General features: G+C 70.3%; 21 protein-coding genes. 8 read left to right on the top strand and 13 right to left on the bottom strand.

Annotated features, from left to right (window positions below; translation table 11 throughout):
• Positions 1-5: 5 nt before the first annotated feature.
• Positions 6-1,181, bottom strand: a complete 1,176-nt coding sequence (sucC, locus tag DY157_RS06940; protein ID WP_115727823.1) for an ADP-forming succinate--CoA ligase subunit beta — start codon at positions 1,179-1,181, stop codon at positions 6-8.
• 156 nt (positions 1,182-1,337) lie between these two features.
• On the opposite strand from sucC, the gene DY157_RS06945 reads away from it, so the two are divergent.
• The 3 genes from DY157_RS06945 to DY157_RS06955 are packed head-to-tail and all read left to right on the top strand — an operon-like array spanning position 1,338 to position 3,644.
• Positions 1,338-1,634 carry a hypothetical protein gene (locus DY157_RS06945; RefSeq protein WP_115727824.1) on the top strand — a complete coding sequence of 99 codons (297 nt, stop codon included), beginning with the start codon at positions 1,338-1,340 and terminating at the stop codon, positions 1,632-1,634.
• 58 nt (positions 1,635-1,692) lie between these two features.
• Complete coding sequence (locus DY157_RS06950) at positions 1,693-2,832, top strand: hypothetical protein (RefSeq protein ID WP_115727825.1); 1,140 nt, start codon at positions 1,693-1,695, stop codon at positions 2,830-2,832.
• Positions 2,832-3,644 (top strand): hypothetical protein, encoded by an 813-nt coding sequence (locus DY157_RS06955; RefSeq protein ID WP_115727826.1) that lies wholly within the window; start codon positions 2,832-2,834, stop codon positions 3,642-3,644. The genes DY157_RS06950 and DY157_RS06955 overlap by 1 nt, the downstream gene beginning before the upstream one ends.
• Before the next feature lie 3 nt (positions 3,645-3,647).
• On the opposite strand, the gene DY157_RS06960 is transcribed toward DY157_RS06955, so the two are convergent.
• Both DY157_RS06960 and DY157_RS11880 read right to left on the bottom strand, forming a co-directional pair.
• Positions 3,648-6,569, bottom strand: coding sequence for an ATP-dependent helicase (locus DY157_RS06960; protein WP_115727827.1), 2,922 nt, complete (start codon positions 6,567-6,569; stop codon positions 3,648-3,650).
• Between the two features lie 246 nt (positions 6,570-6,815).
• A complete protein-coding gene (locus DY157_RS11880) occupies positions 6,816-6,944 on the bottom strand; it encodes a hypothetical protein (RefSeq protein ID WP_268876492.1) in 129 nt (42 codons plus the stop codon).
• Between the two features lie 10 nt (positions 6,945-6,954).
• Here DY157_RS11880 and DY157_RS11975 point away from each other — a divergent pair, with 10 nt between their 5' ends.
• Entirely contained in the window at positions 6,955-7,404 is a 450-nt protein-coding gene (locus DY157_RS11975; RefSeq protein ID WP_407923466.1) for a GNAT family N-acetyltransferase, read from the top strand.
• Here DY157_RS11975 and DY157_RS06970 read toward each other — a convergent pair.
• From DY157_RS06970 to DY157_RS06980, 3 genes are all read right to left on the bottom strand, one after another.
• Positions 7,389-8,879, bottom strand: coding sequence for a DUF1846 domain-containing protein (locus DY157_RS06970; RefSeq protein WP_115727828.1), 1,491 nt, complete (start codon positions 8,877-8,879; stop codon positions 7,389-7,391). The genes DY157_RS11975 and DY157_RS06970 overlap by 16 nt on opposite strands.
• 90 nt (positions 8,880-8,969) lie before the next feature.
• Positions 8,970-9,620: a LuxR C-terminal-related transcriptional regulator gene (locus DY157_RS06975; RefSeq protein WP_115727829.1), complete on the bottom strand. Its 651-nt coding sequence runs from the start codon at positions 9,618-9,620 to the stop codon at positions 8,970-8,972.
• 51 nt (positions 9,621-9,671) lie between these two features.
• The gene (locus DY157_RS06980; RefSeq protein WP_115727830.1) at positions 9,672-10,865 is read right to left on the bottom strand and encodes an ATP-binding protein; all 1,194 of its coding nucleotides are present in this window, start codon (positions 10,863-10,865) and stop codon (positions 9,672-9,674) included.
• Positions 10,866-11,142: 277 nt separating this feature from the next.
• Between DY157_RS06980 and DY157_RS06985 the strand changes: the two genes are divergently transcribed.
• The 3 genes from DY157_RS06985 to DY157_RS06995 all read left to right on the top strand — a co-directional run bounded on the left by DY157_RS06985 (position 11,143) and on the right by DY157_RS06995 (position 15,037).
• A complete protein-coding gene (locus tag DY157_RS06985) occupies positions 11,143-12,900 on the top strand; it encodes a PspC domain-containing protein (protein WP_160159476.1) in 1,758 nt (585 codons plus the stop codon).
• Positions 12,897-13,535 carry a hypothetical protein gene (locus tag DY157_RS06990; RefSeq protein WP_115727832.1) on the top strand — a complete coding sequence of 213 codons (639 nt, stop codon included), beginning with the start codon at positions 12,897-12,899 and terminating at the stop codon, positions 13,533-13,535. The genes DY157_RS06985 and DY157_RS06990 overlap by 4 nt, the downstream gene beginning before the upstream one ends.
• 74 nt (positions 13,536-13,609) lie before the next feature.
• Positions 13,610-15,037 carry a L,D-transpeptidase family protein gene (locus DY157_RS06995; protein WP_115727833.1) on the top strand — a complete coding sequence of 476 codons (1,428 nt, stop codon included), beginning with the start codon at positions 13,610-13,612 and terminating at the stop codon, positions 15,035-15,037.
• Positions 15,038-15,205: 168 nt separating this feature from the next.
• On the opposite strand, the gene metG is transcribed toward DY157_RS06995, so the two are convergent.
• Positions 15,206-17,047, bottom strand: coding sequence for a methionine--tRNA ligase (gene metG / locus DY157_RS07000; RefSeq protein WP_115727834.1), 1,842 nt, complete (start codon positions 17,045-17,047; stop codon positions 15,206-15,208).
• Between the two features lie 189 nt (positions 17,048-17,236).
• On the opposite strand from metG, the gene DY157_RS07005 reads away from it, so the two are divergent.
• Positions 17,237-17,803 (top strand): isochorismatase family protein, encoded by a 567-nt coding sequence (locus DY157_RS07005; protein WP_115727835.1) that lies wholly within the window; start codon positions 17,237-17,239, stop codon positions 17,801-17,803.
• Between the two features lie 153 nt (positions 17,804-17,956).
• Here DY157_RS07005 and DY157_RS07010 read toward each other — a convergent pair whose 3' ends face one another.
• From DY157_RS07010 to DY157_RS07035, 6 genes are all read right to left on the bottom strand, one after another.
• On the bottom strand, positions 17,957-21,073 hold the full coding sequence (locus DY157_RS07010) for a glycoside hydrolase family 3 N-terminal domain-containing protein (RefSeq protein ID WP_115727976.1): 3,117 nt from the start codon (positions 21,071-21,073) through the stop codon (positions 17,957-17,959).
• Positions 21,074-21,307: 234 nt separating this feature from the next.
• Entirely contained in the window at positions 21,308-22,222 is a 915-nt protein-coding gene (rsmI, locus tag DY157_RS07015) for a 16S rRNA (cytidine(1402)-2'-O)-methyltransferase (protein ID WP_115727836.1), read from the bottom strand.
• A 12-nt stretch (positions 22,223-22,234) separates the two neighbouring features.
• Positions 22,235-23,179 (bottom strand): metal ABC transporter permease, encoded by a 945-nt coding sequence (locus tag DY157_RS07020; RefSeq protein ID WP_235827093.1) that lies wholly within the window; start codon positions 23,177-23,179, stop codon positions 22,235-22,237.
• Positions 23,176-24,081: a metal ABC transporter permease gene (locus tag DY157_RS07025; RefSeq protein ID WP_115727838.1), complete on the bottom strand. Its 906-nt coding sequence runs from the start codon at positions 24,079-24,081 to the stop codon at positions 23,176-23,178. The genes DY157_RS07020 and DY157_RS07025 overlap by 4 nt, the downstream gene beginning before the upstream one ends.
• Positions 24,078-24,806, bottom strand: a complete 729-nt coding sequence (locus tag DY157_RS07030; protein WP_115727839.1) for a metal ABC transporter ATP-binding protein — start codon at positions 24,804-24,806, stop codon at positions 24,078-24,080. The genes DY157_RS07025 and DY157_RS07030 overlap by 4 nt, the downstream gene beginning before the upstream one ends.
• Positions 24,807-24,816: 10 nt before the next feature.
• A complete protein-coding gene (locus tag DY157_RS07035; RefSeq protein ID WP_235827094.1) occupies positions 24,817-26,154 on the bottom strand; it encodes a metal ABC transporter substrate-binding protein in 1,338 nt (445 codons plus the stop codon).
• Between the last annotated feature and the right edge of the window lie 451 nt (positions 26,155-26,605).

Here is a 26,605-nt window from a genome sequence, read left to right on the forward strand (position 1 = left end):
CCGATTCAGCGTCCGGCGGCGAGCTCGGCCGCGCGACGGGCCGCCTCGTCCATGGTGGGGATCATGTGCACGAGGGGGTGGCCGGCCTCTTCGAGGATCCGGCGACCCTCCTCGACCTTGTTGCCGTCGAGGCGGACGACGAGCGGCTTGGTCGCCGCGTCGCCGAGGACTTCGAGCGCGCCGAGAATGCCCTCGGCGACCTTGTCGCAGGCGGTGATGCCGCCGAAGACGTTGACGAAGACGGAGCGGACCTGGTCGTCGCCGAGGATGATCTCGAGGCCCTTCGCCATCACCTCCGCGGAGGCGCCGCCGCCGATATCGAGGAAGTTCGCGGGCTTGACGCCGAGGTCTTCGCCGGCCATGGCGACGACGTCGAGCGTCGACATGACGAGGCCCGCGCCGTTGCCGATGATGCCGACCGAGCCCTCGAGGCGGACGTAGTTGAGGCCGGCCTCCTTCGCGAGCGCCTCGCGCGGGTCCTGGGTCTTCTTGTCAACGAGGGCCTCGTGGTCGGAGTGGCGGAAGCGCGCGTTGTCGTCGAGGGTCACCTTGCCGTCGACGGCCCAGACGGTCCCGTCGGTCGCGGTGACGAGGGGGTTGACCTCGACGAGGCTCGCGTCCTCGTCGCGGAAGGTCTCCCACAGGAGGACGAGGACGGGGGCGAGCGCGTCGTGCTGCTCGGCGGGGAAGCCGGCCTGGCTGAGGATGTCGCGGGCGACCGCGTCGTCGATGCCGACCTCGGCGTCGAGGGGGACGCGGGCGAGTGCCTCGGGGCGCTCCTTCGCGAGGGTCTCGATGTCCATGCCGCCCTCGCGCGAGCACATCGCGAGGTAGCGGCGGTTCGAGCGGTCGAGGAGGATCGAGAAGTAGTACTCCTCGGCGATGTCGGCGCCCGAGGCGATGAGGAGGGTCTCGACGATGTGGCCCTTGATGTCGAGGCCGAGGATCATGCCGGCCTTCTCTGCGGCCTCTTCGGGGGTGCGGGCGAGCTTGACGCCGCCCGCCTTGCCGCGGCCGCCCGTCTTCACCTGCGCCTTGACGACGAGCAGATCGGCGCCGCCGTCGAGGAGCGTCGCCGCGGCGTCGCGGGCCTCGTCGATCGAGGTCGCGGTGATGCCGGGGAGGACGGGGACGCCGTGACTGCGGAACATGTCACGGGCTTGGTATTCGTACAGGTCCACCTCGAGTTCCTTCCAGGGGGTTGATGCGCGAACGCCGACAGGATTGCTCGACGTCGAGATATCCACGTGCAGAGTACACCGGCACGGGCGTTTCGTCCTAGGAAGTGCAACGGGCCCCGCCCACAGTATAGGGTCCGAGCACAGATAGGAGATGCCATGGACGCTGCGGAGCCGCTTGTCATATGGACAGGTCTCTTGCGCGAGCAGGAACGCGTTGTTCGCAGCGCCTATTCGAATCTCGCTCGCGTGTGGTTGGATCCGGTTCGAGATCTGGGCCCCTCGACGGCTGCGGCTCGCACGGTCGTCGATTCGGTTTCGGACGGCGTCGCCAGTGTCGCCCTCCGCATCGATGAGGTGTCGGACTCGATGATCGCTTCTGCGCGTTCTTTCGAGGATCTCGAGCAGGAGATCGAGGCCGGATTCGTCGATGCTCTGGCCGCCTTGAATGCGTAGGTGATGTCCGGTGATGATCGATTGCGCGGTGCGCGTCCCATCGGGGACTCCGAATACGATGGCGCAGCATTTCGCTGACGAGGTTGTGAAGATCCACGACGCTCACGAGGCTCTCGTCAGCGTCGAAGCAAAGCTGATCGAGACGATGTCCGGGCAGACGGTCATGGCCATTCGTAATACCCTCGACACCCACATTCAGGTCGTGGACAATCTGGCGAGTTCCCTTGTCCTTCTCGTGGCAGCCTTGAGGGGGCTCGCAGAGGACTTGACACTCGTCGAATCGGGCCTGTATGAAGTGCTGATTTCAGCAGGCCACGGGGGTCTTCATGTCGCTGGTGGCGTCATTCACTCGCCCGCTCCATCGGTTCCTGATCACGCGGAGAAGATGGCGATCTTCGAAGCGTTGTCGCAGACCGTGGAACAGCTCCGTGTTGAGGAGGACGAGGCGCATGCGGAGTTCCAGGAGATCTGCAAGGACGCGCATATGCTGCCTCCCAATGCGATCGACGCCTCCCAAGAGTTGAGAACGGAACTCGCTGCAGCGCATCACGGCGGCGTGGTCGCCGGTTGGGCGACCGCTATGACTCCCGGGACGTCATTCATCTCCCCGAGGACGGCAGCGCGACGAGCGAACATGAGGGGGCTCATCGAGCGAGGAGCGGCTCCGAGCGAGGTTCACGCTCTCGTCGAAGGCGCGAAGGCCGAACGAGTCGCCCACCGGGCGACGCTTACCGGGCGGGGGATTCTGACGATCAGGGGCCTGGCTGAAGAGAGGAACTTCGCGAACCGCGTCGCCGTCGGGGGCGAAGCGTCCACTGCGGGTCGAGCACTGCGCGCGGGGCGCGGCGTTCTTCGAGCAGCGTCTTTCGTCGGAGGCATTCTTACCGCCGCGACGATTGTGGAAAGAGGCTACGCTCAAGCGCGCGATGACAGCATCAACCCGGATCTGAGCCCCGCAGAACGTGCGGCTCGCATCGCGACTCACGGCGCTTTTGAAGGTCTCGCTCAATCAATAGGCGAGGCCGCTGGAGCTGCTGCCGGGGCGGCGGTCGGCGTGCACGGCGGCCCTGTGGCGATCGGCGCGGGGTTCGTCGCAGGCGGCGAAATCGGTGCCGAGCGCGGGACTCATTACGGAGAGGTCACCTCGGATTGGTTCGACCGCCGCATTTGGCGGCCCACTCTGCATGGGACGGACTGATGCCCTGGTACGACAGCCTCATCTTCTTCGCGCTTATGTCCGCAGGTTTGACGATGTGGGCCCTGGGCACCTTCACCGACAGCTCACTAGGCAAAATGTTCCGCGCCCTGGGAGAAATGCGCGGCCCCACCTTCTTCTCCGGCATCCTGCCCCTCTGGTCACTCGCGGGGCTTGTCATTGTCCCAATACCGATTCTCGGTGACCTCGGTGTCTACGAAACTCTACCCGGCAAGATCCTTCTCGGGACTCTTGGCTTGGTCTTCTTAGTGTTCGGTTTTGCCGGTTTGGCTGTGCATTTCGTTCCGTCCCTACCGGAATGGGCCTACCCCGAATACCACGCAGCCCGCCGCCACGCCCGACAGAACGTCCTCCCCCACACCACACAGACCCCAGAAATCATCGTCATCAACACCCTCGACCACACCACACAACCCGACGGACGCGCCGACGACACCCCCACGGGCACCGCCACCGTACGCATCACCCGCCCCAAACGACGCCCTCTCGAACTCCCGCGCCGCATACGCCTCTACATCAACGACCACCACGTCGCCACCATTACCCCGGGCCAAACCCGCCACTTCACCATCCCGACCACCTCCTGGATCGACGCCACCCTCGACTGGTGCCGGGCCAACACCACCATCATCCACACCACGGCCTCAACCACCATCGACCTCACCCTCACCGAAGGCCCCATCGACGAAAAACTCACCAAGCCCGACACATACCTGCGTCTACGTCCCACCACCCTGCCCTACGAACCCCACGCCCTCGACCCCACCATCACCGACACACACCCGTCGGACTGACTGTCAGAGCTTCTCCATGGGGGCCATTCGGACGAGGAGTCGCTTCTCGACGCCTCCGAACTTCACGCGGGCGATGGTCCGCGGCCCCTGGCCCTCGATGCCGAGGACCGAGCCGACGCCGAGCGTCGCGTGCTTGACGGCGTCGCCGACCTTCAGTTCGAGCGGGGGGCGGTCGGCCTCGACCTTCGGGGCGGGCGCGCCGAGGCGCACGGTCTTCCCGGTCCTGGCGCCCGTCACGGGCCTCGCCGATCCGGCCCGGCCGGATCCGAACACGGCCGCGCCCTCGTCGCCCCACGGGTCCTTCGTCCGCGAGCGCGAGCCCCACGAGCCGGCCCATCCGGAGAGCGATCCGCGCATCCGGTCCTGGGCGGTCGCGGAGCGGCGGACCTCGGTGAGCTCGGGCGGGATGTCGTCGAGGAAGCGCGAGGGAGGCATCTCCTGGGGCGTCCCCCAGGCGGAGCGGACCGCGGCGCGCGTGAGGTAGAGGCGCTCGCGCGCGCGGGTGATCGCAACGTAGGCGAGGCGGCGCTCCTCCTCGAGTTCGGTCGGATCGCCGAGCGAGCGCTGGTGCGGGAAGGTCCCGTCCTCCATGCCGGTGACGAAGACCGTCGGGAATTCGAGGCCCTTCGCCGTGTGGACGGTCATGAGGGTGACCTGGCCGGCGCGCTGGTCCTCGGCGGGCACCTGGTCGGAGTCGGCGACGAGCGCGACGCGCTCGAGGAAGTCGGCGAGGTTCCCGCCCGGGTTGAGCTGCGAGAAGTCCTTCGCGACCGAGTGGAGTTCGGCGAGGTTCTCGACGCGCGAGGCGTCCTGCGGGTCCTCGGACTTGCGCAGTTCGGCGAGGTAGCCGGTCCGGTCGAGGATCTCCTCGAGGATGTCGGCGGGTGCGACGCCGCTCGCGTCGCCCTCGCGGCACACGGTGAGGAGGCCCCAGAATCCGGCGATCGCCTTCGCGGCGCGCGGCGTGATGCCGAGCACCGGCCGCACCGCCGACTCCCCAGTCGCGTCCGCCACGCCCCCTCCGCCGAGAGCATTACCTTCGGCCGTCGAGGGGATCTCCCCCACGAGCCCCGGCGCGCCCCAGCCAGCCGCTCCCCCGCCCGGCACGGCCACCGTCGGCCAGCCGTCGTCGCCCGTCGCGACCGCCGCGGGAGCCGCCTCGACAGGAGCCGCGTCGGCGCCTCCCGGAACACCCCCGGTCCCCGCCTCTTCGGCCGACGAGGCCGCGGCCCCGCCCTCGTCGATCGCAACGGACGCGTCGCCCTGCCCGCCGGACCCCTCCGAGGAGGACGGCGAGGGCGACGGCCACGAAATCCCCTCGCCCTCGCCGAGCGGACGGCCCTCGGCCTCCCACACGTCCGCGAGCGCGCGACCGAAGGAGAGGCCGTACCGGTCGGCGTGCGCGACGAGCGCCTCCTCCGCCTTCGCGCCCACCCCGCGGCGCGGCGTGTTGAGGACGCGGCGCAGCGACACGGCGTCGTCCGGGTTGGAGACCGCCTGGAGGTAGGCGAGCGCGTCCTTGATCTCCTTGCGCTCGTAGAAGCGAGTGCCGCCGACGACGCGGTACGGGATGCCCTGTCGAACGAGGAGCTCCTCGAGGGCGCGCGACTGCGCGTTCGTCCGGTAGAAGATCGCGACCGAGCCCCACTCGGAGCCGTCGTCGTGGAGCTTGTCGACCTCGGAGACGACGAAGCGGGCCTCGTCGTGCTCGGAATCGGCGGCGTCGAGCGTGATGCGCGCGCCGTCCCCGGACGCGGTCCACAGATTCTTCGGGCGGCGCCCCTCGTTCTTCGAGATGACGGAGTTCGCGGCCGACAGGATGTTCTGCGTCGACCGGTAGTTCTGCTCGAGAAGGATCGTGCGGGCGCCCGGGAAGTCGCGCTCGAACTCCTCGATGTTGCGGATCGTCGCGCCGCGGAACGCGTAGATCGACTGGTCGGAGTCGCCGACGACCGTGAGCTCGGCGGGCGCGACGCCGTCGTCCCCGTCGCCGACGAGCTGACGGACGAGGACGTACTGCGCGTGGTTCGTATCCTGGTACTCGTCGACGAGGACGTGGCGGAAGCGCCGATGGTAGTGTTCGGCGAGGGCGGCGTTGCCGGCGAAGAGCTCGACGGTCCGCATGATGAGGTCGTCGAAGTCGAGGGCGTTCGAGGCGCGCATCCGCTTGGAGTACTCGAGGTAGGTGTCGACGACGACCTTGGAGATCGGGTCGTTCGGCGCGGTCTCGGCGTACTTGCGGGCGCCGATGAGCTCGTTCTTGAGGTCGGAGATCCGCGCGGCGACGAGCTTCGGTGTGAACCGCTTGATGTCGACGTTCGCGGCCTTGAGGATCATCTGGACGAGGCGCTGGGAGTCCTGCGCGTCGTAGATCGTGAACGAGGAGGAGAGCCCGGCGGCCTCGTGCTCGTTGCGGAGGATGCGCACGCACAGGGAGTGGAAGGTCGACACCTGCATGCGGAGGGCCTGGCGGCCGACGAGCGCAGCGATGCGCTCGCGCATCTCGGCGGCGGCCTTGTTCGTGAAGGTGATCGCGAGGATCTGCCCGGCGCTCGCCCGCCCGGTCGCGAGGAGGTGGGCGATCCGGTGCGTGAGGACGCGGGTCTTCCCCGAGCCCGCGCCCGCCATGATGAGGAGCGGCGCCCCCTCGTGGAGGACCGCGGCCGCCTGCTGGTCGTTGAGTCCCTTGAGCAGCGCGTCGGCGTCGAGCGTCAGGGGGGACGAGGGCGGGGCGGGCGCCCACCCGGGCTCCTCGAGGAGCGGCGGCACGTCGTCGGGCACCGCGGCGCGCAGGGCGTCGAGGTCGTAGACCGGGGGCTCGGAGCGCTCGGCCTCCGGGTCCCACACGGGGATGTCGTCGGCCGGCGGATCCCACAGGGGGGCGTCGATCGGTCCGAGGTCGGGGAGCGCGGTGAAGTCGGTCATGGCGCCACCACTCTAGTGGAGCCCGCGGGCGTCTGCGGCGCGCGGCACCCGCCCTCGCGCACTGCCTGAACTGGCGCGCCCTCACCCGGGCTCGACGCTACCCTCGCCCCATGACGACGCACGACTTCCGCCACGTCGAGACCGAGCGACTCCTCCTCGATATGCCCGCCGACTCCGACCTCGACAAACTCCACGCACTCCTGGCCGACCCGCGCATGTGGACCCACCTGCCAAGCGCCTCGCGGGCTACATCGCCGAGTGGGAGGGCGGCCTCGGCGCGTGGATCCTCCGCGAGAAGCCGATCGACGAGGGCGGGGCGGCCACCCCTTCGAGCGGAGAGGCGACGCCCATCGCCGAGAATGCCTCGGCGATCACCCGCCCGCTCATCGGCTACGCCGGGTGCTGGCTGAAGGACGGTGCGTTCTGGAACCTCGGCTACCGGCTGAGCCCGGAGCTCCAGGGCAGGGGCTACGCGCTGGAGGCGTCGCGCGCGGCGATCGCCGCCGCCCGCGAGGTCGCCCCCCGAGGTCCCGATCGTCGCCTACCTCCTCGCCCACAACCTCGCCTCGAAGGCGGTCGCCGAAAGGCTCGGCCTCACGCTCATCGCCTCCGGGCCGGACGCGGGCAATCCCGACCCTCGGGCCGTTCGTCTGGCGTACGCGGACCGCCCGGTCGACGAGGACCTCATCGAGATCATCATGGAGTCGGGCCCGCGGACCCGGACCGATGGGCAGGCGTAGGGGCCCTTCATCAGGACGCGGCCGCGTCCTCGTCGATCGAGAACCCGCGACCCCGGCCCCGGCCCCGGGCCCCCCTCCCCTACTTCTTCCGGTAGAGCGACTTCGTCGCGTAGACCGGCTCGTTCGTCACCTGGACGCCGAGCGAGCGGAAGATCCCCTCGTCGACGGACCCGAGGATCGTCGAGGTGTGGACGTCGCATCCGCGCAGATCCCCGATGCGGTCGAGGGCGCGGCGCGCGTCCTCGTCGGTGGAGGCGGACACGGCGAGGGCGATGAGGACCTCGTCGGTGTGGAGGCGCGGGTTGTGGGAGCCGAGGTGCGCGGTCTTCAGCGTCTGGATCGGCTCGATCGCCTCGGGCGAGAGGAGCTTCACCGAGTCGTCGATGCCGGCGAGGACCTTGAGCGCGTTGAGGAGCATCGCGGACGAGCAGCCGAGGAGGGCCGAGGTCTTCCCGGTGACGATCGTCCCGTCGGCGAGCTCGATGGCGGCGGCCGGGGCCTTCGTCGACTTGGCGAGTTTCCGCGTGGGAACGACGACGGGCCGGTCCTCGGGCGAGATCCCGAGCTTCGCCATGAGGAGGGCGATCCGCTCGGACTGGATGGGCTCGGCGAGCTCCTTCTTCTCGGTGACGAGCGCCTTGTAGTAGCGGCGGATGACCTCCTGCTTCGAGGCCTCCCGGCACGCCTCGTCGTCGCAGATCGAGTGGCCCGCCATGTTGACGCCCATGTCGGTGGGGCTCTGGTAGGGGGATTCGCCGAGGATCTCCTCGAAGAGGCGGTTGAGGACGGGGAAGATCTCGACGTCGCGGTTGTAGTTCACCGTCTGCACGCCGTGGGCGGCGAGGTGGAACGGGTCGATCATGTTGACGTCGTCGAGGTCGGCGGTCGCGGCCTCGTAGGCGATGTTGACGGGGTGGTCGAGGGGGAGGTTCCAGATGGGGAAGGTCTCCCATTTCGCGTAGCCGGAGGCGAGCCCGCGCTTGTGGTCGTGGTAGAGCTGCGAGAGGCAGGTCGCCATCTTGCCGGAGCCGGGCCCGGGCGCGGTGACGACGACGAGGTCGTGGGTGGTCTCGATGTACTCGTTGCGCCCGTACCCCTGGTCGGAGACGATGCGGGCGACGTCGTTGGGGTAGCCGGGGATCGGGAAGTGCCGGTAGACGCGGATGCCGAGGCGTTCGAACCGCCGCTTCACGGCCCTCGCCTCGCGGTTGTCGTCGGCCCACTGGGTGATGACGACGGACCCGACGAAGAGCCCGTGGTCGCGGAATTCGTCGATGTGGCGGAGGACCTCGTCCTCGTAGGTCGTGCCGAGGTCGGCGCGGACCTTGCGACGCTGGAAGTCCTTCGCGTTGACGGCGACGATGATCTCGACGTCGTCCTTGAGCTCGGAGAGCATGACGACCTTGTTGTCGGGCGTGAACCCGGGGAGGACGCGCGAGGCGTGCATGTCGTCGATGAGCTTGCCGCCGAATTCGAGGTAGAGCTTCCCCCCGAATTGAGCGCGCCGCTCGGCGATGTGCTGCGACTGCAGCCGGACGTACTTTTCGCGGTCGAATCCGATTGCGCGCACTGGCCTTCGCCTCCCCGGCGGCCCGCTCGTCCGCCCGCCCAATCCTAAGGGGTCACGAGGCCGGGGCCGGGCGTCCGATCACGGAGAGGTTCAGACGATGTGCCGTTGCATCGCCCAGCGCGTGAGCTCGTTGCGGTTGGAGAGCTGGAGCTTGCGGAGGACGGCGGACACGTGGGTCTCGACGGTCTTCACGGAGATGAAGAGCTCGTGGCCGACCTCCTTGTACGTGTAGCCGCGGGCGATGAGGCGCATGACCTCCTGCTCGCGGGCGGAGAGGAGGTCGAGCTCGTCGTCGCCGATCGCGACCTGCCCGGTGCCGAAGGCGTCGAGGACGAAGCCGGCGAGGCGGGGCGAGAAGGCGGCGTCGCCGGCGGCGATGCGTCCGATCGCCTCGACGAGGTCGGGGGTGGAGATCGACTTGGTGACGTAGCCGCGGGCGCCGGCGCGGATGACCTGGACGACGTCCTCGGGCGAGTCGGAGACGGAGAGGGCGAGGAAGCGCAGGCCCTCGACGTCCTGGCATCGGGCGGCGACCTCGGCGCCGCCGCCCCCTCGTCCGCCGGGGAGGTGGACGTCGAGGAGGGCGACGTCGGGCTTGAGCTCGTGGCAGGCGGCGATGGCGCCCTCGACGTCGGCGGCCTCGCCGAGGATCTCGAGGTCGGCGCCGGAGTTCTCGAGTTCGGCGCGCACTCCCGCGCGGACCATGGGGTGGTCGTCGATGACGACGAGTCGGATCGGCATGTCTCTCCTCGGGGGGGGTGGACGGCGAGTGGGATGGGGGGAGGTCGGCGGTCAGTTCGGCGGGGCGTCCGTCGGCGTGCGCGGGAGCTCGAGGGCGATCTCGGTGCCGGAGGCGAGACAGCGGATCCGGGCGGAGCCGCCGGCCCGCTCCATGCGGCCGATGATCGAGTGTCTCACCCCGTGGCGGTCGGCGGGCACGGCGTCGAGGTCGAATCCGGCGCCGGAGTCCTTGATGAAGGCCTCGATGAGGTCGGGTCGGGCCTCGACGTAGACGGAGACGGGGGGCTCACCGTGTCGGACGGCGTTGGCGACTGCCTCGCTGAGCGCGGCGACGAGGGCGAGTTCGCCCGGCCCGGGCACGGCGTCGGACACGGTGACGAGGTCGACGGGGACCCCGTAGCGGGATTCGACGGCGCCGACGGTCTCGCGGACCGCCCCTGCGAGGGATTCCGCGGCTTCGGAGCGCCCGGTGTAGAGCCAGGAGCGCAGCTCGCGCTCCTCCGTGAGGGCGAGGGCGCGGACGCGCGAGGGGTCGGAGGCCGAGGCGCGGATGAGGGTGAGGGTCTGGAGGACCGAGTCGTGGAGGTGGGCGGCGATGTCGGCGCGTTCGGCGTCGCGGACCTGCTGGGCCTGGGTGGCCGACAGGTCCTTCGAGGTCCGGAGCCAGAGGGGCGCGAGGGCGAAGAGGATGCCGGCGACGACGACGCCCCCGATGAGTCCGCCGCGCAGGAGGATGAGCGGCGGGTCGCCGCGTCCGACGAGGACGAGGATGCCGCCGGAGAGGACGAGGACGCCGGCGGCGACGATGGCGAGGAAGGAGCCGCTCCGCCACCGGTCGAGGTTTGCGCCCTGACTCCACACGAACCCGAGTCCGACGACGATCGCAGCGGTCGAGGCGATGTCGGCGAAGGTGGCGACGCCCGAGGAGAAGAGGACGGACGCGAGGAGGGCGCCCGCGATGATGAGGACGCCGGCGAGGAGAAGTTGATTGCGGACGGTGATGCGCGACCGGTCGGGCGAGGGCGCGCCGGCGCCCGGCGCGAGTCCGGGGGCGAGGCCTGTGGTCCGCCGTGGTTCGGGGGCGCCCTCGTCCTTGGGGACCATCACCCAGAGCCAGAGGTAGAGGAGGATCCCCGCGCCGCCGAGGAGCGCGAGGGCGACGAGTATCCATCGCACGCGGGCGACGGGCATCCCGAGGTGGACCGCGAGACCGGCGCACACGCCCGCCATCCACGGGGTCGGCATGCCAACGGAGCGGGCGGTGGCGCGGCGCAGCGGCGGGCGCTCGACGGAGGTGTCCGACCAGTGCGGGAGCCTCGCGCTCCCGTCCGATCCGCGCCCCCGGCGTCCCGAGGGCGCGCCGGGGACCGACCACTGGGGTCGGGGCGATTCGTACGGGGAGCTCACGCCACCATCTTCACACCCCCGCGCGCCTCCCGGCCCCGCGGGCGGGGGCCTTTCAGGGAATGATCAGGGCGCCTCCCCATTACTCGGCGGGCCCGGGAGGGGCAGAGTTGTCCTCATGGACGACTCGATGTTCCCCGGGCCTCAGCCCGGCCCCTACGGCCAGGGCGCGCCGCGCCCGCCGAGGCGCGGCTTCTTCGACACCCTGCGCGCTTCGGGCTGGTTCCGCCCGGAGAACCGGACGATCGGCGGCGTGTGCGCCGCGATCTCGGCTCGGACGGGTTGGGATCTCGTCCTCGTCCGCGGCGTCGTGCTCGTCGCCCTCGTCTTCGGCGCCCCGCTCCTCGCGGTCTACGGGGCCGCGTGGGCGCTCCTCCCCGAGCAGCGCGACGGGCGGATCCACGCCGAGGAGTTCCTCGCGGGCCGATTCGACGCCGCTCAGTTCGGCGCGGGGCTCCTCGTCCTGCTCGGCCTCACCTCGATCTTCCCGATGTCGGCGACCCTGTCGTCCGGCTCCACCTTCTCGTGGTTCGCGTCGATCGCGGCCCTCGGGTTCATCGCGGCGGTCGTCGTCCTCGCGCTCTCCGGTCGTTCTCGGGTTCACGAGGGCGCCCGCGCGAGCGCCGGACAGGTCCCGCCGACGGGGCCCCTCGGCTCGCCGTGGTCCTCCGGCGCCGCCCGGCCCGGCCCCTACGGCACTTCTGCTCAGGCGGGGAGTCCGTGGGCTCAGTCGCCCACGCCCGGTCAGGGCGGCGTCCCCGATCCGGGACACGCGCAGACGCCCGGCGGACCCGCGTTCGGACCCGCCTCCCCCGCGTACGCGGCGCCCGCGCCCGATCCCCGGTCGCAGCGGCCCTACGCCCCGCAGCCGCGTCCTCAGGCGTACGTGCCCCAGTCCGCGCCGCTCGACGGCTGGATCCCGCCGGTGCTCGTCGAGCGCCGCTCGGTGTCGCGCCGCGCGAATCTCGCGGTCACGGGCCTCGTCCTCCTCGCGATGGCCGCGACCTTCTGGGCGATGTACCGCTTCATGAAGGACGGCTCGACCGATGGCGGCGTCATGGGCGTGCGCCTCGGACTCATCGGCGGAGGCGTCTGCCTCCTCATCGTCGGCGTCGCCCTCGTCGTCGCGTCCGTGAGGGGCAGGGGCGCCGCCTGGCTCGTCGCCCTCTCCGTCATCGGTTGCCTTCTCGCGATGCCGACGGCGCTCGTCGGCGCCTCCTATCAGTCCTACGGGTCGACGAGCGGCCTCGACTTCTCCCAGGGGACGAGCTACTTCGATTGGAGCGCGACGACCCTCACCGCCGATTCCTCGGGGTCCGCTCAACTCGACCTCACGGGCGCGCCCGAGGGAACGACGACGACCATCACCGTCGGCTCCTCGGTCGTCGACCTCACGATCTCCGCCCGTCAGGACCAGCCGGTCCGGATCGTCTGCTCCTCGGGCATCTCCGACGTCGTCGCCGCCTACTGGACCGGCTCCGACGTCCCCGAGTCCGCCGACTGGGTGAGCAAGCTGCGCACCTGCGAATCCGCCTACGGCGGCGCCGACGTCGTCGCCCGATCCGCGACGTGGTCGGCCGACAACGGCATCACGATCCGCGTCGAGTCATGGCTCAACTCCCTCTACTTCTCCGAGGACATGGCCGCGAGCGCCGACGGCGCGCAGTCCTCCGACGAGGGGGCCGCGAACGAGGCCCAGTCCGCCGGCGCGGGGGCCGCGGACTCCCGGGACAACGGGCCCCAGTCGGGCGCCGCCTCCGGTTCGACCGCGGACGGCTCAGCGTCGGCCCACCAGACGGCTCACTCCGCGACCGCCTCGACCACCACCGCGCTCTTCGCACGACCGCTCCTCGACGCCGACAGGAGGCTCTCATGACCGACGATCGTTCTCTCGACGAGACGACTCCGCTCCCGATCCCGACTGGGGCCGCGCCGACGACGCCGATGCCGACCGCGGCCACGTCGACCCCGTCCGCCTCGAACTCGGCCGCCGGCGCCCCGCGTTCCTCGGCCCCGAAGGTGTGGTCGGCCGCCGGCACGGCCGACGCCCCGGCCACGGCGCCGGGCGCGCACTGGCGCGACGCGGAGGAGTCCGCTCCCGCGCGGTCCGCCTACTCCGGCGCCTCATCGCCCGCTCCCGCCGCGTCCGACGCTCCCGCCGCGTCCGACGCTCCCGCCGCGTCCGGCGCTCCCGCCGGCTCCGCGGCGTCCGCCGGACAGTCCCCCACCGGTCACTCCCCCGCCGCGGCCGGCGGCGAGCAGAAGGTCTGGACCGCCGCCGACGCCCCGGAGGGCGCCCCGTCCGCCCCCTCCGGAGGGGTGAGGGTCGGCCAGCTCGTGTGGGCGTGCATCGTCCTGCTCACCGGGGTCTTCCTCATCACGATGGCGTTCTTCGACGTCATCAACGTGCCGGTCGTGCTCATCTCGCTCGTCGGCGTCCTCGGCCTCGCCCTCATCGGGGCGGCGCTCATCGTCGACAAGGAGCCCTCGACTAAGCGCGATCGCCCCTAGAACGGTCGCGCCGCGGTGGGGGGCGAGGGACCGGACTTCGCGAACCCGCCCCGCACCATTACCATGCAATCACCATGACGCTCATGCACTCGAAACGCGCCCTCGCGGCGGCGCTCACCGGCGCCGCCGCCGTCCTCGCGCTCGCCGGAGGCTCGGCCGCTTACGCGACGAGCTTCGCGGAGCGGGCGCTCCCACGTACGACCGTCGCCTCCCACGGCGTCGGCGGTCTCGATCGCGGCGAGGTCGAGCGCCTGATCGCCGACCTCGAGAAGAAGGCGACGATCGAGGTCTCGCTCGGCTCGCAGACGCGGACCGCCGCCCTCGCCGATCTCGGCGTCGACGTCGACGAGGCGGCGACCGCCGACGCGGTCATCGCCGCCTCCGCATCCCTTCCCGGGCGCTTCGCCGCCCTCGTGGATCCGCAGTCCCTCCCCCTCGTCGTCTCCCGCGACGAGAAGCGGGCGGAGGCCTACGCGGCGGACTTCGGCGCCGCCCAGGGCGCCCCGCCCGCCAACGCCTCCGTGTCCGCGAACGCCGAAGGGGTCTTCACGGCGACGCCGGGAGCCCGCGGAATCCTCGTCGATCCGGCCCCGCTCGAGCGCGCGATCGATCAGGCGCTCGACGCCCTCGAGCCGACGACGGCGACGCTGACGGCGACCGAAACCGATCCGGAGGCCACGACCGAGGAGGCCACCGCTCTCGCCGAACGCGCGAACGCCCTCGTCGCCCCGAAGGTCGAGGTCACCGACGGCGTCGAGACCTACTCGGCGGCGCCCGCGGAGAAGGCGGCCTGGGTGAAGCTGCCGACCCCCGGCGAGGGCGAGCCGACGCTCGACGCGAGGGCGGTCGCCTCCTGGGTGGGCGCGACGGCGGAGAAGACGAACGTCGCCCCGACGCCACGGATCGACAACGTGGACGCGTCCGGCGCGGTCGTCGTCGAGGGCGCGCGCCCCGGCGCCACCGGTCTCAAGGCGAACAATGTCGAGGCGGTCGCCGCCGACCTCGTGAAGAAGGTCGGCGCGGGCGAGGACTTCACCGGCGACTTCGACTACGACGAGGTCCCCGCCCCGGTCGAAACCCGGCCCGTCATGGCCGGCCACGAGGGCTACTCCTACGCGATGGCCGAGGGCGAGAAGTGGATCGACGTCAATCTGTCGACGAATCGGCTCACCGCCTACGAGGGGCAGTCCGTCGTCCTCGGCCCCTACGCGATCAATCACGGTTCGCCCGGACATGAGACCGTCACCGGCCTCTACCACGTCTACCTCCAGTATCAGAAGCAGGACATGGGGTGCACGCCCGGCTGGCCGTACTGCGCGAGGGACGTCCCCTGGGTCTCCTACTTCACCGGGTCCTACGCGATCCACGGCGCGCCGTGGGTGTCGACCTTCGGACTCGGGTCGGTCGGCGGTTCGCACGGCTGCGTCAACCTGCCGGTGGACGCAGCCCACGAGGTCTTCACCTGGGCGGACCTCGGCACGCCGGTGACCACGCACTACTGAGGTTTCGCAGGCGGCTCCCCCGGCGCCCGGCTCGCGCCTTGCGGTCGACGAGGCCGGGGCGGTGCGCCGATTCCGGGGAGTCGGCGGGCCGGCGAGCCGTCATCATGCGCGTGAGGGGCGCGGGGCCATGGCCCCGCGCCCCTCACGCGTTCTCGTCGATTGCCGGTCTCAGGCGCCGGTGACGTCGTCGGGGGTCGAGTCCGCGTAGCGAGCGAGCTCCTCCTCGACGATCGACTCGTCGAGCTTGACGAACACCGGGGTCGGCTTCGCAATCGGCGTGCCGACGCTGATCTCGTGGCGCTCCCAGGTCGGGGCGGTCGAGTAGTCGCCGGTGATGATCGGGTAGCCGGTGCGGCCGTCGAAGGCGGCGGGCAGGACCTCGGGGTCGAGTTCGTCGACCTCTTCGATGCGCGGCATCGGGGCGATCGCGCCCTCGCCGCCCATGACCCGGTCGACGTCGTTCGCGGCGTGCGGGAGGAACGGGGAGAGCATGAGGTTGAGGTCGGCGACGGCCTGGGCGAGCGTGTGGAGGACCGTCGCGAGGCGGGCCTGCTGCTCGGGGGCCTTGAGCTTGAAGGGCTCGGTGTCGGTGACGTACTTGTTCGCCTCGCCGACGAGGCGCATCGCTTCGGCGAGGGCGGCCTTCTGGCGGTGGTGTCCGATGAGGTCGCCGACGGTGTCGAAGCCCTTCGAGATCTCGTCGAGGAGCGCGCGGTCGATGTCCTCGAGCTCGCCCGGGGCGGGGATCTCGCCGAACTTCTTCGCGATCATCGAGGCGGTGCGGTTGACGAGGTTGCCCCATCCGGCGACGAGCTCGCCGTTCGTCCGGCGGACGAACTCGGCCCAGGTGAAGTCCGAGTCGGAGGTCTCCGGGCCCGCGGCGGAGATGAAGTAGCGGAGCGCGTCGGCCTGGTAGCGGGCGAGGAAGTCGCGGACGTAGATGACGATGCCGTGCGAGGAGGAGAACTTCTTCCCCTCCATCGTGAGGAACTCGGAGGAGACGACTTCGGTCGGGAGGTTGAGGACGCCGAGGTCCCCGGGTTTACCGCCGTTCGCGCCCTGGCCGTTGTAGCCGAGGAGTTCGGCCGGCCAGATCTGCGAGTGGAAGACGATGTTGTCCTTGCCCATGAAGTAGTAGGAGAGCGACTCGGGGTCGTTCCACCACTGGCGCCACGCCTCGGGGTCGCCGGAGCGGCGGGCCCACTCGATGGAGGCGGAGAGGTAGCCGATGACGGCGTCGAACCACACGTAGAGGCGCTTGGTCGGCTGGTCCTCCCAGCCGGGCACCGGAATGCCCCAGTCGATGTCGCGGGTCATCGCGCGCGGGCGGATGTCTTCGAGGAAGTTCTTCGAGAACTTGATGACGTTGGGGCGCCACGTGCCGGAGGCCTCGCGATCGTCGAGCCACGCGGAGAGCGCCTCGGCGAGGGCGGGAAGGTCGAGGAACCAGTGGGTCGACTCGACGAACTCGGGGGTCTCGCCGTTGATCCGCGAGTGCGGGTCGATGAGGTCGGTCGGGTCGAGCTGGTTACCGCAGGCGTCGCACTGGTCCCCGCGAGCGCCCTCCGTGCCGCAGATCGGGCAGGTGCCCTCGATGTAGCGGTCGGGCAGGGTGCGCCCGGTCGAGGGCGAGATCGCCGCGCGGGTCACCTGCTCGACCATGTAGCCGTTGTCGCGGACGGTCCGGAACATGTCCTGGACGACGCGGTAGTGGTTGCCGGCGGTCGTACGGGTGAAGAGGTCGTAGGAGAGGCCGAGGGCGACGAGGTCCTCGACGATGAGCCGGTTGTTCCGGTCGGCGAGCTCGCGGGCGGTGACGCCCTCCCCGTCGGCGGCGACGAGGATCGGGGTGCCGTGTTCGTCGGTGCCCGAGACCATGAGGACGTCGTGTCCGGCCATGCGCATGTAGCGCGAGAAGACGTCGGAGGGGACTCCGAATCCGGCGACGTGTCCGATGTGGCGGGGGCCGTTGGCGTAGGGCCAGGCGACGGCGGAGAGAATGCGACTCATGGTTCCCCAGCCTAGTCGTCGGGCGCCTCCCGCGTCGAAGCGCCCTCACCGAGAGCATTACCTTTCTTCGTCGAAAGCATTACCTTCGTCCGTCGAGGGGATCTCCTCCTCCGCACGTCCAGCGCCCAGCCCCGCCCTCGTCGATCGACTAGCGTGAGAACGTCGGATCCCCGAACGATCGGAGCAGCCATGACCCGCGCACTCGTCGTCGTCGACGTCCAGCCCACCTTCTGCGAGGGCGGCGCCCTCCCCGTCGAGGGCGGGAACGCCTGCGCCGAGCGCATCGCCGCCTTCATCGCCGAACATCGGGGCGACTACGCGCTCATCGCGACGACGCAGGACTGGCACATCGACCCGGGCGCGCACTTCTCCGACACGCCGGACTACGTCGACACGTGGCCGCCGCACGGAGTCGCGGGCACGCCCGAGGCCGACCTCCACCCCGCGCTCGCCGGCGTTCGCGCCGACGTCGCGGTGAAGAAGGGCCAGTACGCCGCCGCCTATTCGGGTTTCGAGGGCGAGGCCGAGGACGGACGAACGCTGAAGGAGCATCTCGAGGAGGCGGGCGTCGACCGGGTCGACGTCGTCGGACTCGCCCAGTCGCACTGCGTGTGCGAGACGGCGCTCGACGCGAAGGCGGCGGGCTTCGAGGTCCGCGTGCTCTCCGATCTCACTGAGCCGGTCTCCGCTGAGACCGGCGCCGCGGCGTCGAGGCGCCTCGCGGAGGCGGGCGTCCCGGAGGTCCCCTCGCACTGAGGCGGTCGGCTTCCCGCTGAACTTCAGCGGCGCGGAGCGCAGCGCCGAGGCGCGAACCCCGGTGCCCGCCACCGCCGGGCCCCGCACGCAATTGGGGCGGGGGATCGAGTGCTGTCCTTCTCGATCCCCCGCCCCGGCTCTATGCCCACCCGGTCACGCGGCGGGCGCCGCCTGCGCCTTGAGCGCCTTCCGCTCGGCGCGCTCGGCTGTGTACTTCTTGTGGTTGCGCCACGTCGTCCATCCGAGGAGGACGAGGACGAGGCCGCCGACCCCGTTGACGCCCGCCGCGATGCGGCTCGTCATCTGCCAGCCGGGCTTGTAGATCGAGCCGGGCATCGACCCGTTCATCACGTGCGAGTTGGCGATCGTGTAGAGCAGGTGGTGCATGGCGATGCGACCGTAGTGGTAGTCGACGGCGTTGTTCTCATCGAAGGCCCACATCGAGGACTGGTCGTTGTACGTGAGCTTCGAGTCGCCGCCGGCGGCGATCATCTGGGCGGCGTCCATGAACTGCCCGGTGTTCGCGTTGTCGGTGAGGATCCATCCGTTGAAGCCCCACTCCTCGCGGACGACGTTCGTGAGGAGCGCGTAGGAGCCGCCCGTCCAGGTGGCGCCGATGCGGTTGAAGCCGGTCATGACGCCCTGGGCGACGGGGTACGAGGTCGTGGAGCGCGAGCAGGTCGAGCCGTCGCAGGAGGTGTAGGCGAGGTCGACGGTGCCGGCCTTCATCACCATTTCGAAGGGCTTGAGGTAGATCTCGCGGATCGACTGCTCGTTCGCCCACGTGGCGATGGAGTACTGGCCGACACGGTCGCCGCGGTGGTTCTCCTGGTCGTTGAGGGCGAAGTGCTTGATCGTGGCGAACATCCCCTTGGATGCGGCGCCTGTGACCTCGGCAGCGGCGACGACGCCGGAGAGGTAGCCGTCCTCGGAGAAGTATTCGCCGTTGCGGCCGGAGTAGGCGGAGCGGTGGATGTTCATCGAGGGGGCGTACCAGCCGTTGGCGCCGCCGATGAGTGACTCGTTGCCGATCATCTCGCCGTAGGCGGAGGCGATGTCCTGATTCCAGGTCTGGGCGACGACGACCGGGGTCGGGAACATGCGCCCGCCGATTCCGCGTGAGCCGCCGTAGATGAGGCCCGCGGCCGTGTCGGCGTCGACGGAGAAGGGCTTGCCGATGGATTCGAGGTACTCGGTGCCGTAGCCGCCGCGGGCGATGGAGACGTCGTAGTCGGCGGGGGTGAGCTCGTCGAGGAGGTCGTCCCACTTGGGGTCGTCGAAGGCGGCGCAGCGCAGGTCGGCGAGCGTCAGCCCGTTGTCGGCGCCGTAGACGGGCGCGTCGGTGATCGTCGCGGGGTCGACGGGGTTCCCGGAGTCGGTGGAGTCGAGCTTCGCGAGGAGCTGCTCGTCCGCGGTCTTCGTGTAGAGGTACGAGGCCGGGGCGCCTTCGGCGTCGGTTCCGTTGATCTCGTTGCCCCAGGTAGAGATCTGGTCGGAAGGCGTTCCGTCGTGCGTCGGGAAGGTTCCGGTCCAGTCGGAGCGGGTGAGGTAGGCGAGGTCGCCGGCGGCGTCGTCGAAGCGGTTCGTGACGGCGACGCCGGTCGCCGAGTCGGTCGCGTAGGTGGTCGTGTCGACCTCGGCGTTGCCCGGGGTCCACGTCGCGACGAGCGCGGCGTCGCCCTCGTCGGTCATGCCGTCGGCGACGGTCTTGCCCTTGGCGGCGAGGATGTTGTTGGTCGCGGCGTGGGCGTCGCGGCCGGCGGTGACGTAGTAGTCGCCGGCGTCGAGGATGTAGGTTTTCGCGCCCTTGGCGTCGTAGGACTTCAGCTGGTCCTTGTTGAAGACGACCTCGACGGTCTGGGAGGCGCCGGGCTCGAGCTCGTCGGTCTTCGCGTAGCCGACGAGGGCGACCGCGGGCTTCTCGACGCCGTTCGCCTTGTCGTAGTCGGTGTAGGGGCTCTGCGCGTAGAGCTCGACGACGTCCTTGCCGGCGCGGTCGCCGGTGTTGGTGACGGTGAGGGTCGCGGTCGCGACGTCGCCGTCCCAGGAGAGGGCGTAATCGGACCAGTCGAAGGTCGTGTAGGAGAGTCCGGAGCCGAAGGGGTGGACGACCTCGTCGGCGTAGGAGAAGTCGCCGGCGTTGCCCTGGCCGAGGACGGTGTCCTCGTAGCGGGTCTCGTAGTACTTGTACCCGACGTAGATGCCCTCTTCGTAGGAGACGTAGTTGTACTTCGTGAGCTTCCCGTTGGCGTCGACGTACTGGTAGTCGCCGAAGTTCTGGGCGGCGGGCGAGGCGGCGACGTCGGCGGCCCAGGTGTCGACGGTGCGGGCGGAGGGGTTGATCTCGCCGGTGAAGATCTTCGCGAAGGAGTTGATGCCGGTCGTCCCGGCGGAGGGCATGGTGAGGACGGAGGTGATGGACGGGTAGTCCTTCACCCAGTCGAGTTCGAGGGCGGAGGCGGTGTTGACGACGAGGACGACCTGGTCGTAGGCGTCGTTGAGGTACTGGAGGATCTCGCGCTCGGTCGAGTCGGGCTCGAGGTAGGAGCGGGCCTTGTCCTCGGCGCTCGTCGCGTGGTTGTACATGGAGCGGGGCATGTCGCGGCCTTCGCCGGCGACGCGCTTGAGGACGAAGACGGGGACGGTGTCCTTCGCGGAGTCGAGGGCGCCGGAGCTCTTCAGCGCGTCGAGGGGGCACTCGTTGATGGAGAAGTCCTCGTCGTCGCCGAAGGAGACGGATCCGGGGCCGAGGTTATAGTCGGCGCAGGCGCCCTTGAGGTAGACGTCCTCGAGGGTCGTGTTGACCTTGAGGCCGGCGTTCTCGAAGGCGGCGTTGAGCCCGTCGTAGGTTCCGGAGGCGCCGGTGACCATGGAGACCATGGACTGGGAGGCGCCGAGGACCTTGGACGCCTCGGAGAAGAAGGAGAAGGTCGTCCCCTTGTCGAAGGGCATCGCGCCGTCGTCGTTCTTCAGGAGGACGTACCCTTCGGCGCCGATCTGCTCGTCGAGGGCGTCCTCGGCCGCCTTGATGGAGTCCTTGTCGTAGTCGGCCGTGTTGTACTCGAGGTCGAGCCCGTCGGCGTTCGCCTTCGAGTTGTCCCAGGACTGGTGGTAGCCGAGCACGGAGTTCGCCATGCGCCCGAATCCGGGGAGCATCGCGTTCGCGACCCACATGAGGGCGAGGATGAGGACGGCGACGAGGGCTTTAAGCAGTCCTCGGATGATTCTGAATACGGTTCTTCCGATGCGGCGCTTCGGCGTCGAAGGCATGAGTCGATCCTCCATTGGATTGATGGGCCGGGACCGGATCCGCCTTCGAATCCGTCCTCTTATGCGGCATTCAACCCCTCGGAACCGTTTGCGCGCGAGGAATCCTGCACAACCTGTCGATTTCGATGGATAACCTGTCGCTCGGCGTCGATCGACGAGGGCGGGGCCGGGCGCTCACCGGGTCGGCGCGCGCACGCGCCCACGTGCCGGGAGCGACCGAGGGGCCCGCGCGACTCAGTGCTTCTTCTTCCGCTTCTTCTTGTCCTCGGCCTCGTCCTCGGCGGCGTCGCGGGCCTCGTCGCGGCGCCGGAGCGCGGCCTTGTAGAGATCGTTCTTCCGCAGTCCGGTCGCCTCGGCGACCTCGGCGGCGGCCTCCTTGAGACGCATGCCCTCGGCCGCGAGCGCGAGGACGGTCTCAACATGGTCGTCGGCGTTGCCCTGACCGCGGTAGCCGGCGACGACGATGGTGATCTCCCCGAGGACCTCGCCGACGGTCCGGGCGATGAGCTCGTTGAGGCCGCCGCGCAGGATCTCCTCGTGGACCTTCGTGAGCTCGCGGCAGACGACGGCGCGGCGCGATCCTCCGAATGCCTCGGCCATGCGGACGAGCGTGTCGTTGAGGCGCTTGGCGGACTCGAAGAAGATCAGGGTGTGCGGGTCGGAGGCGAGAGCTCCGAGGTAGGCGCGCGCCTCGCCGTCCTTGCGCGGGAGGAAGCCCTCGAAGGAGAAGCGGTCGGAGGGCAGGCCGGAGACGGCGAGCGCGGTGACGGGCGCGGAGGGGCCGGGCAGCGCGGAGACCTCCACCCCCCTCTCGACGGCGGCGCGGACGACTCGGAAGCCGGGGTCGGAGACGGTCGGCATGCCGGCGTCGGAGACGAGAAGGACGCGCGCGCCGCCCTCGGCGAGGGAGACGACCTGCTCGGCGCGATCAGCTTCGTTGTGGTCGTGGAGGCTCATGAGCTTGCCGTTGATCCGGACGTCGAGGCGCCCGGCGAGCGCGAGGAGTCGGCGCGTGTCCTCGGCGGCGACGACCTCGGCCTCGCCGAGGGCCCGGATGAAACGCGGCGACGCATCGCCGATCTCGCCGATCGGGGTCGCCGCGAGAAGGATCGAACCGGGACGCTGGACGGGGATGTCGTCGTTCACCACGCGTTCATCGTCTCATTGACCGCCCGCCCGCGTCACCTCCGTCCTCCCGCGGACGCCGACCCGTTCGTTCGCCTTCGTGCGCTCGTGCGGCATCGGCGCGCGGGCGATCGACGAGGTCGGGGCCGCACGCCCGATCCGCCGGGGAAGGAGGCGGCAGCCCGCGTAGAAGAGTCCCGAGGCGATGCCGATCGTCCCGCCGACGGAGAGGTCGAGGGCGAGTGCGACGGAGAGCCCCGCGAAGCCGATGAGCACGGCGGCGATCGGCGCCGCGAGGAGGAAGACGCGGAGGGAGCGCATGCGCGGCGCGAGCCCTGCGGCGGGCGCGGCGAGCAGGGCGATCGAGAGGACCGTTCCGACGGCGGGGATCGAGAGGACGACGGCCGCGACGACGAGGGCGATGAGCATCCCCTCCGTGCGTCTCGCGTTCCCGCCCGCGGCCGCAAAGTCGACCGGGTCGAAGGCGCGGTGGAGGACCGCCCTCCCCCTCGCGACGAGGACGAGGCCGAGCGCGAGGCACCCGGCGCCCGCGAGCGCGACATCGACCGCGTCGACGGTGAGGAGCGAGCCGGTGAGGAATCCCTCGATGCGGATGGGCAGGGGCGCGCACCACTTCGCGAGGACATACCCGAGCGCGAAGCCGGATGAGAGGACGATGCCGGCGGCCGCCTGGCTGGAGATGCCGGGGAGTCGTTCGAGGCCGCGCATGAGCGCGCCGAGCGGAAGGCACAGGAGGAGGGCTCCGGAAAGGAGCGCGACCGATAGTGCGGCGTGCCCGGCGCCGAGGCCGGCCGCGACGACAACGCCGAGGACGGCTCCCGGGAAGGTGCCGTGCGTGACGGACTCGGCGAAGAAGATCTTCTCGTCGAGGAGTGCGAGCGCGCCCACGCCGCCGCAGAGCAGGGAGACGAGCAGGAGCTCGAGGACGGGGAGGGCGAGGATCTCGGTCATACCGATCATCGAGCCTCCCCGGCGGTCGAGCGGAGCCTCGAGACGGCGACGGCCCCGAGCAGCAGGACGAGGAGGGCGAGGACGACGACGCCCTGGGGGGAGAGCGGGCGCGGAGCGTCGACGAGGACGAGGCCGAGGCCCGCGATCCCGCCGACCACTCCGACTCCCGCCGCTGCGAGGGCCAGTGACATCGGCGCGGGCGCGAGGAGGCGGGCGGCCGCGCCGGGGATGACGAGGTAGGCGATGCCGAGGAGGACGCCGAGCGCCGCGGAGGCGGCGACGACGAGGCCGGCGATCGCGACGTTGAGGGTCGCGTCGACCACGACGAGGCGGATGCCGATGACCCTCGCCCCCTCCCTGTCGAAGGCGACCGCGATCTGCTCCTTCCATGTCGCGCCGACGAGGAGGAGGACGAGCGCTGCGGCGATGAGGGTCCGGAGGAGGTCCGCGTCGGTCGACTCGAGGAGTCTGCCGAACATGAGGGCCTCGAGTTGCCCGGACATGTCGCCTTTGCGCAGGGAGATCGTGAGTCCGGCGGCGAAGAAGCTCGCGAGGAGCACCGCGGTCGCCCCCTCGTTTCCGCCGGGACGGCGCGATGCCGCCGTGAGGACCGCTGCGACGATCCCGCCGACGAGTGCGGCGCCGAGGAAGACGCCGTCGATACCGCCGAGCGCGAATCCGATGACGAGGCCGGGGAAGACCGCGTGAACGGTCGCCTCCGCGTTGAATTCCGCGCGCCGCAGATTGACGAGGGCGCCGAGAGGGCCCGCGGCGATCCCGAGGGCGAGGAGCAGGAGCAGCGGCCGGAAGAGAAAGGGCTCGCTCGCGAAGACCCCGAGGCCGGGCACGTCCATGAGGACCGTGCGCAGCTCCTCCACGCACGAGGCGAAGCCGTCGACGAGCGCGCTCATGCGGACTCCCCTATCCGAGCGTCGGCCCCGGCCTCGTACCCGAAGGCGAGCGCGAGGTGGGCGGGAGCGAGCGCGTCGTCGACCGTCCCGAACGCCACCTGGACGCCGGAGAGGACCATCGCGAGATCGCAGGCCTCGCGCGCGAGCACGAGATCGTGCGTGGAGACGACGATCGACGTGCCGAGGCGCGCCGCCCCGCGGAGGATGTCGAGCAGGGCGTCGCGGTTCGGCTGATCGAGGCCGTTGAAGGGCTCGTCGAGGAGGAGGAGCCCCGGGTCGGCGACGAGCGCCCGAGCGAGGAGGATCCTCTGCTTCTGACCGCCGGACAGCTCGCCGAATCTCGTGCGCGACCGCTCGAGGAGGCCGACGCGGGCGATCGCGTCGGCGATCCTCCGGCGATGCGCGGGGTTCGGGCGCCTTCCCCAGCCGATGCGCCGGTAGAGCCCCATCTCGACGACCTGCTCGGCGGTGATGGGGAACTCGGGATCGAGGTCGGCCGATTGGGGCACGTAGCCGATCGTCTCGGGGATTCCGCGGATCTCGCCGCCCAGGACGTCGACGGCGCCCGCCAGGGCCTTGAGCAGGGTCGTCTTCCCCGAGCCGTTCGGGCCGACGAGCGCGAGGGCGCTCCCGGGCGGGACCTTGCCGTTGACGCCGGAGAGGACGGGGACTCCGTCGTAGCCGACGGAGACGTCGAGAAACTCGAGCGGGAGCGCCGGGGTCATTCGGGGCCTCCTACTTCGCGGCTTCGACGTCGGCGGGGACCGGGGCGAGGGTTCCGCCCCATGCGCCGACGATCGTCTCGACGTTGTGCGCGATCGAGCCGACGTAGGTCTCCCCCGCGCTGCCGGCGGGGCCGAGCGAGTCGCCGTAGAGCGCGTCGTCGCCGATGACGGCCGTGACGCCGGCGGCGCGGGCGATCGCCTCGATCGACTTCGAGTTGTTCGAGTTCTCGGCGAAGATCGCCTTCGCGCCGGAGGCCCGCACCTGTTCGGCGGCCGAGCGGATGTGCTCGGCGGTGGCGTCCTGCTGCTCGTTGAAGTCGGACAGCGCAGAGCCGATGAACTCCAGGCCGTAGCGCGCGGACAAGTAGCCGAAGGCGTCGTGAGAGGAGAAGAGCACCCGGTTCTCCTTCGGCACCGAGTCGATCGACGCTGCGGCCCACCCGTCGAGCTCGTCGAGGGTCGTCGCGTAGGCGTCGGCCCCCGCCTTTAGCGCCTCCGCGTCCTCCTCATCGGCGGCGCCGAGGAACTTGCCGATGTTCGCGACCTGGATAGCCGCGTTCTTCGGGCTCGTCCACACGTGCGGATCGTAGGTGAACTCGGGCGCGGACTCGCCCTCCGAGGGCGGGAAGGGCCACTTCGCGACGTCGACCCGGCCCTCGCCGCGCGAGACACGGTAGGGAAGGTTCTTCTCCGACGCCTGCGTCTTCGCGGGGGCGTCGATCTCACGCGCGGTGAGGACCCCGCTGGTAACGCCCATGACGCCGGAGAATCCCGAGGCCTCGACGGCCGAGTCGAGGAAGTGCTCGAGGTCGACGCCGTTGACGAGGAGGACGTCCGCGTGGGCCAATGCCTTGGCCTGCTGCGGCGTCATCTCGTGCTCATGGGCGCTCGCGTTCGGCGCGAGAAGGCAGGTGAGGGCGATGCGTCGCTTGGGATCGCCGGTCGGAGCGATCGTCTCCTTGCGCCCATCGGCGCCGGTCTTGTCGAGGACGAGGCCGGAGCCCGCCGGAGCGGAGGCGATGATCGAGGTGGTGTAGTCGCAGATCTGCGTCGTCGTCGCGACGACCGATAACACCGGCGCGTCGGCCGCGCCGCTCATTCCAGTCCCGCTGGTCGCGCCGGCGCACCCTGCCAGGAGGGCCGCGCTCGAGAAGGCGAGCAGGCCGGCGCCGATGCCGCGCGCTCGGATCGACGAGGACGCGGCGCGCGCGTGCGCGAGGGGGAAGGGGACGGGAGTCTCGCGGGAGGCGCGACTGCCGGAGCGGGCGGCGGCGGAATGGGTCGAACGCCGAGCGGAGCGATCGCTGCGGCAACGGGTGCCCGCGAGGAACGTGCGGACGGAATGCATCGGATACCTTCTCTCACAGAGTTTTCGGGTACCCGAAATCATAGCCTTGCCGCTAGCAGTTCTCAATAGCGCTCGAGGACGTCCGCTCACCCGTCGCCCCTCCCGCAGACCTTCCACGCGCGAAGCATGGGAGTACACCCCCACCCCCGCCGCATTCCCCATCCACTTCCCCGACTGTTGCGCCCCGGGTTTGATGGAGGCAGTGATCCTTCCTGTCATCACTGCCTCCATCAAACCCGGGGCGCAACAAACCATCCTCGACAGCCTCGCCACGTGACACACCCCAACTGTGCAACTCAGGTGTGCGTGTGGTGGTGTGACCGCGTGTGTGCGCGTGTGGGTGTGATACGGCGGGGGGGGGGAGAACCAACAATGGTTCTCCCCCCTCCCCGGTTGGGTGTGTTGCGGCGGCGTCCTACTCTCCCACACCCTCCCAGGTGCAGTACCATCG

The sequence above is a fragment of the Actinomyces culturomici genome (assembly GCF_900499005.1).
GTDB classification, from domain to species: domain Bacteria; phylum Actinomycetota; class Actinomycetes; order Actinomycetales; family Actinomycetaceae; genus Pauljensenia; species Pauljensenia culturomici.

Coding starts and splice junctions, on each gene's coding strand:
- DY157_RS06945 (WP_115727824.1), top strand. CDS start 1,338: ATGGACGCTGCGGAGCCGCTTGTCATATGGACAGGTCTCTTGCGCGAG.
- DY157_RS06950 (WP_115727825.1), top strand. CDS start 1,693: ATGGCGCAGCATTTCGCTGACGAGGTTGTGAAGATCCACGACGCTCAC.
- DY157_RS06955 (WP_115727826.1), top strand. CDS start 2,832: ATGCCCTGGTACGACAGCCTCATCTTCTTCGCGCTTATGTCCGCAGGT.
- DY157_RS06960 (WP_115727827.1), bottom strand. CDS start 6,569: ATGACCGACTTCACCGCGCTCCCCGACCTCGGACCGATCGACGCCCCC.
- DY157_RS06975 (WP_115727829.1), bottom strand. CDS start 9,620: ATGCCGATCCGACTCGTCGTCATCGACGACCACCCCATGGTCCGCGCG.
- DY157_RS06980 (WP_115727830.1), bottom strand. CDS start 10,865: ATGCCGACCCCGTGGATGGCGGGCGTGTGCGCCGGTCTCGCGGTCCAC.
- DY157_RS06985 (WP_160159476.1), top strand. CDS start 11,143: ATGGACGACTCGATGTTCCCCGGGCCTCAGCCCGGCCCCTACGGCCAG.
- DY157_RS06990 (WP_115727832.1), top strand. CDS start 12,897: ATGACCGACGATCGTTCTCTCGACGAGACGACTCCGCTCCCGATCCCG.
- DY157_RS06995 (WP_115727833.1), top strand. CDS start 13,610: ATGACGCTCATGCACTCGAAACGCGCCCTCGCGGCGGCGCTCACCGGC.
- metG (WP_115727834.1), bottom strand. CDS start 17,047: ATGAGTCGCATTCTCTCCGCCGTCGCCTGGCCCTACGCCAACGGCCCC.
- DY157_RS07005 (WP_115727835.1), top strand. CDS start 17,237: ATGACCCGCGCACTCGTCGTCGTCGACGTCCAGCCCACCTTCTGCGAG.
- DY157_RS07010 (WP_115727976.1), bottom strand. CDS start 21,073: ATGCCTTCGACGCCGAAGCGCCGCATCGGAAGAACCGTATTCAGAATC.
- DY157_RS07020 (WP_235827093.1), bottom strand. CDS start 23,179: ATGATCGGTATGACCGAGATCCTCGCCCTCCCCGTCCTCGAGCTCCTG.
- DY157_RS07025 (WP_115727838.1), bottom strand. CDS start 24,081: ATGAGCGCGCTCGTCGACGGCTTCGCCTCGTGCGTGGAGGAGCTGCGC.
- DY157_RS07030 (WP_115727839.1), bottom strand. CDS start 24,806: ATGACCCCGGCGCTCCCGCTCGAGTTTCTCGACGTCTCCGTCGGCTAC.
- DY157_RS07035 (WP_235827094.1), bottom strand. CDS start 26,154: ATGCATTCCGTCCGCACGTTCCTCGCGGGCACCCGTTGCCGCAGCGAT.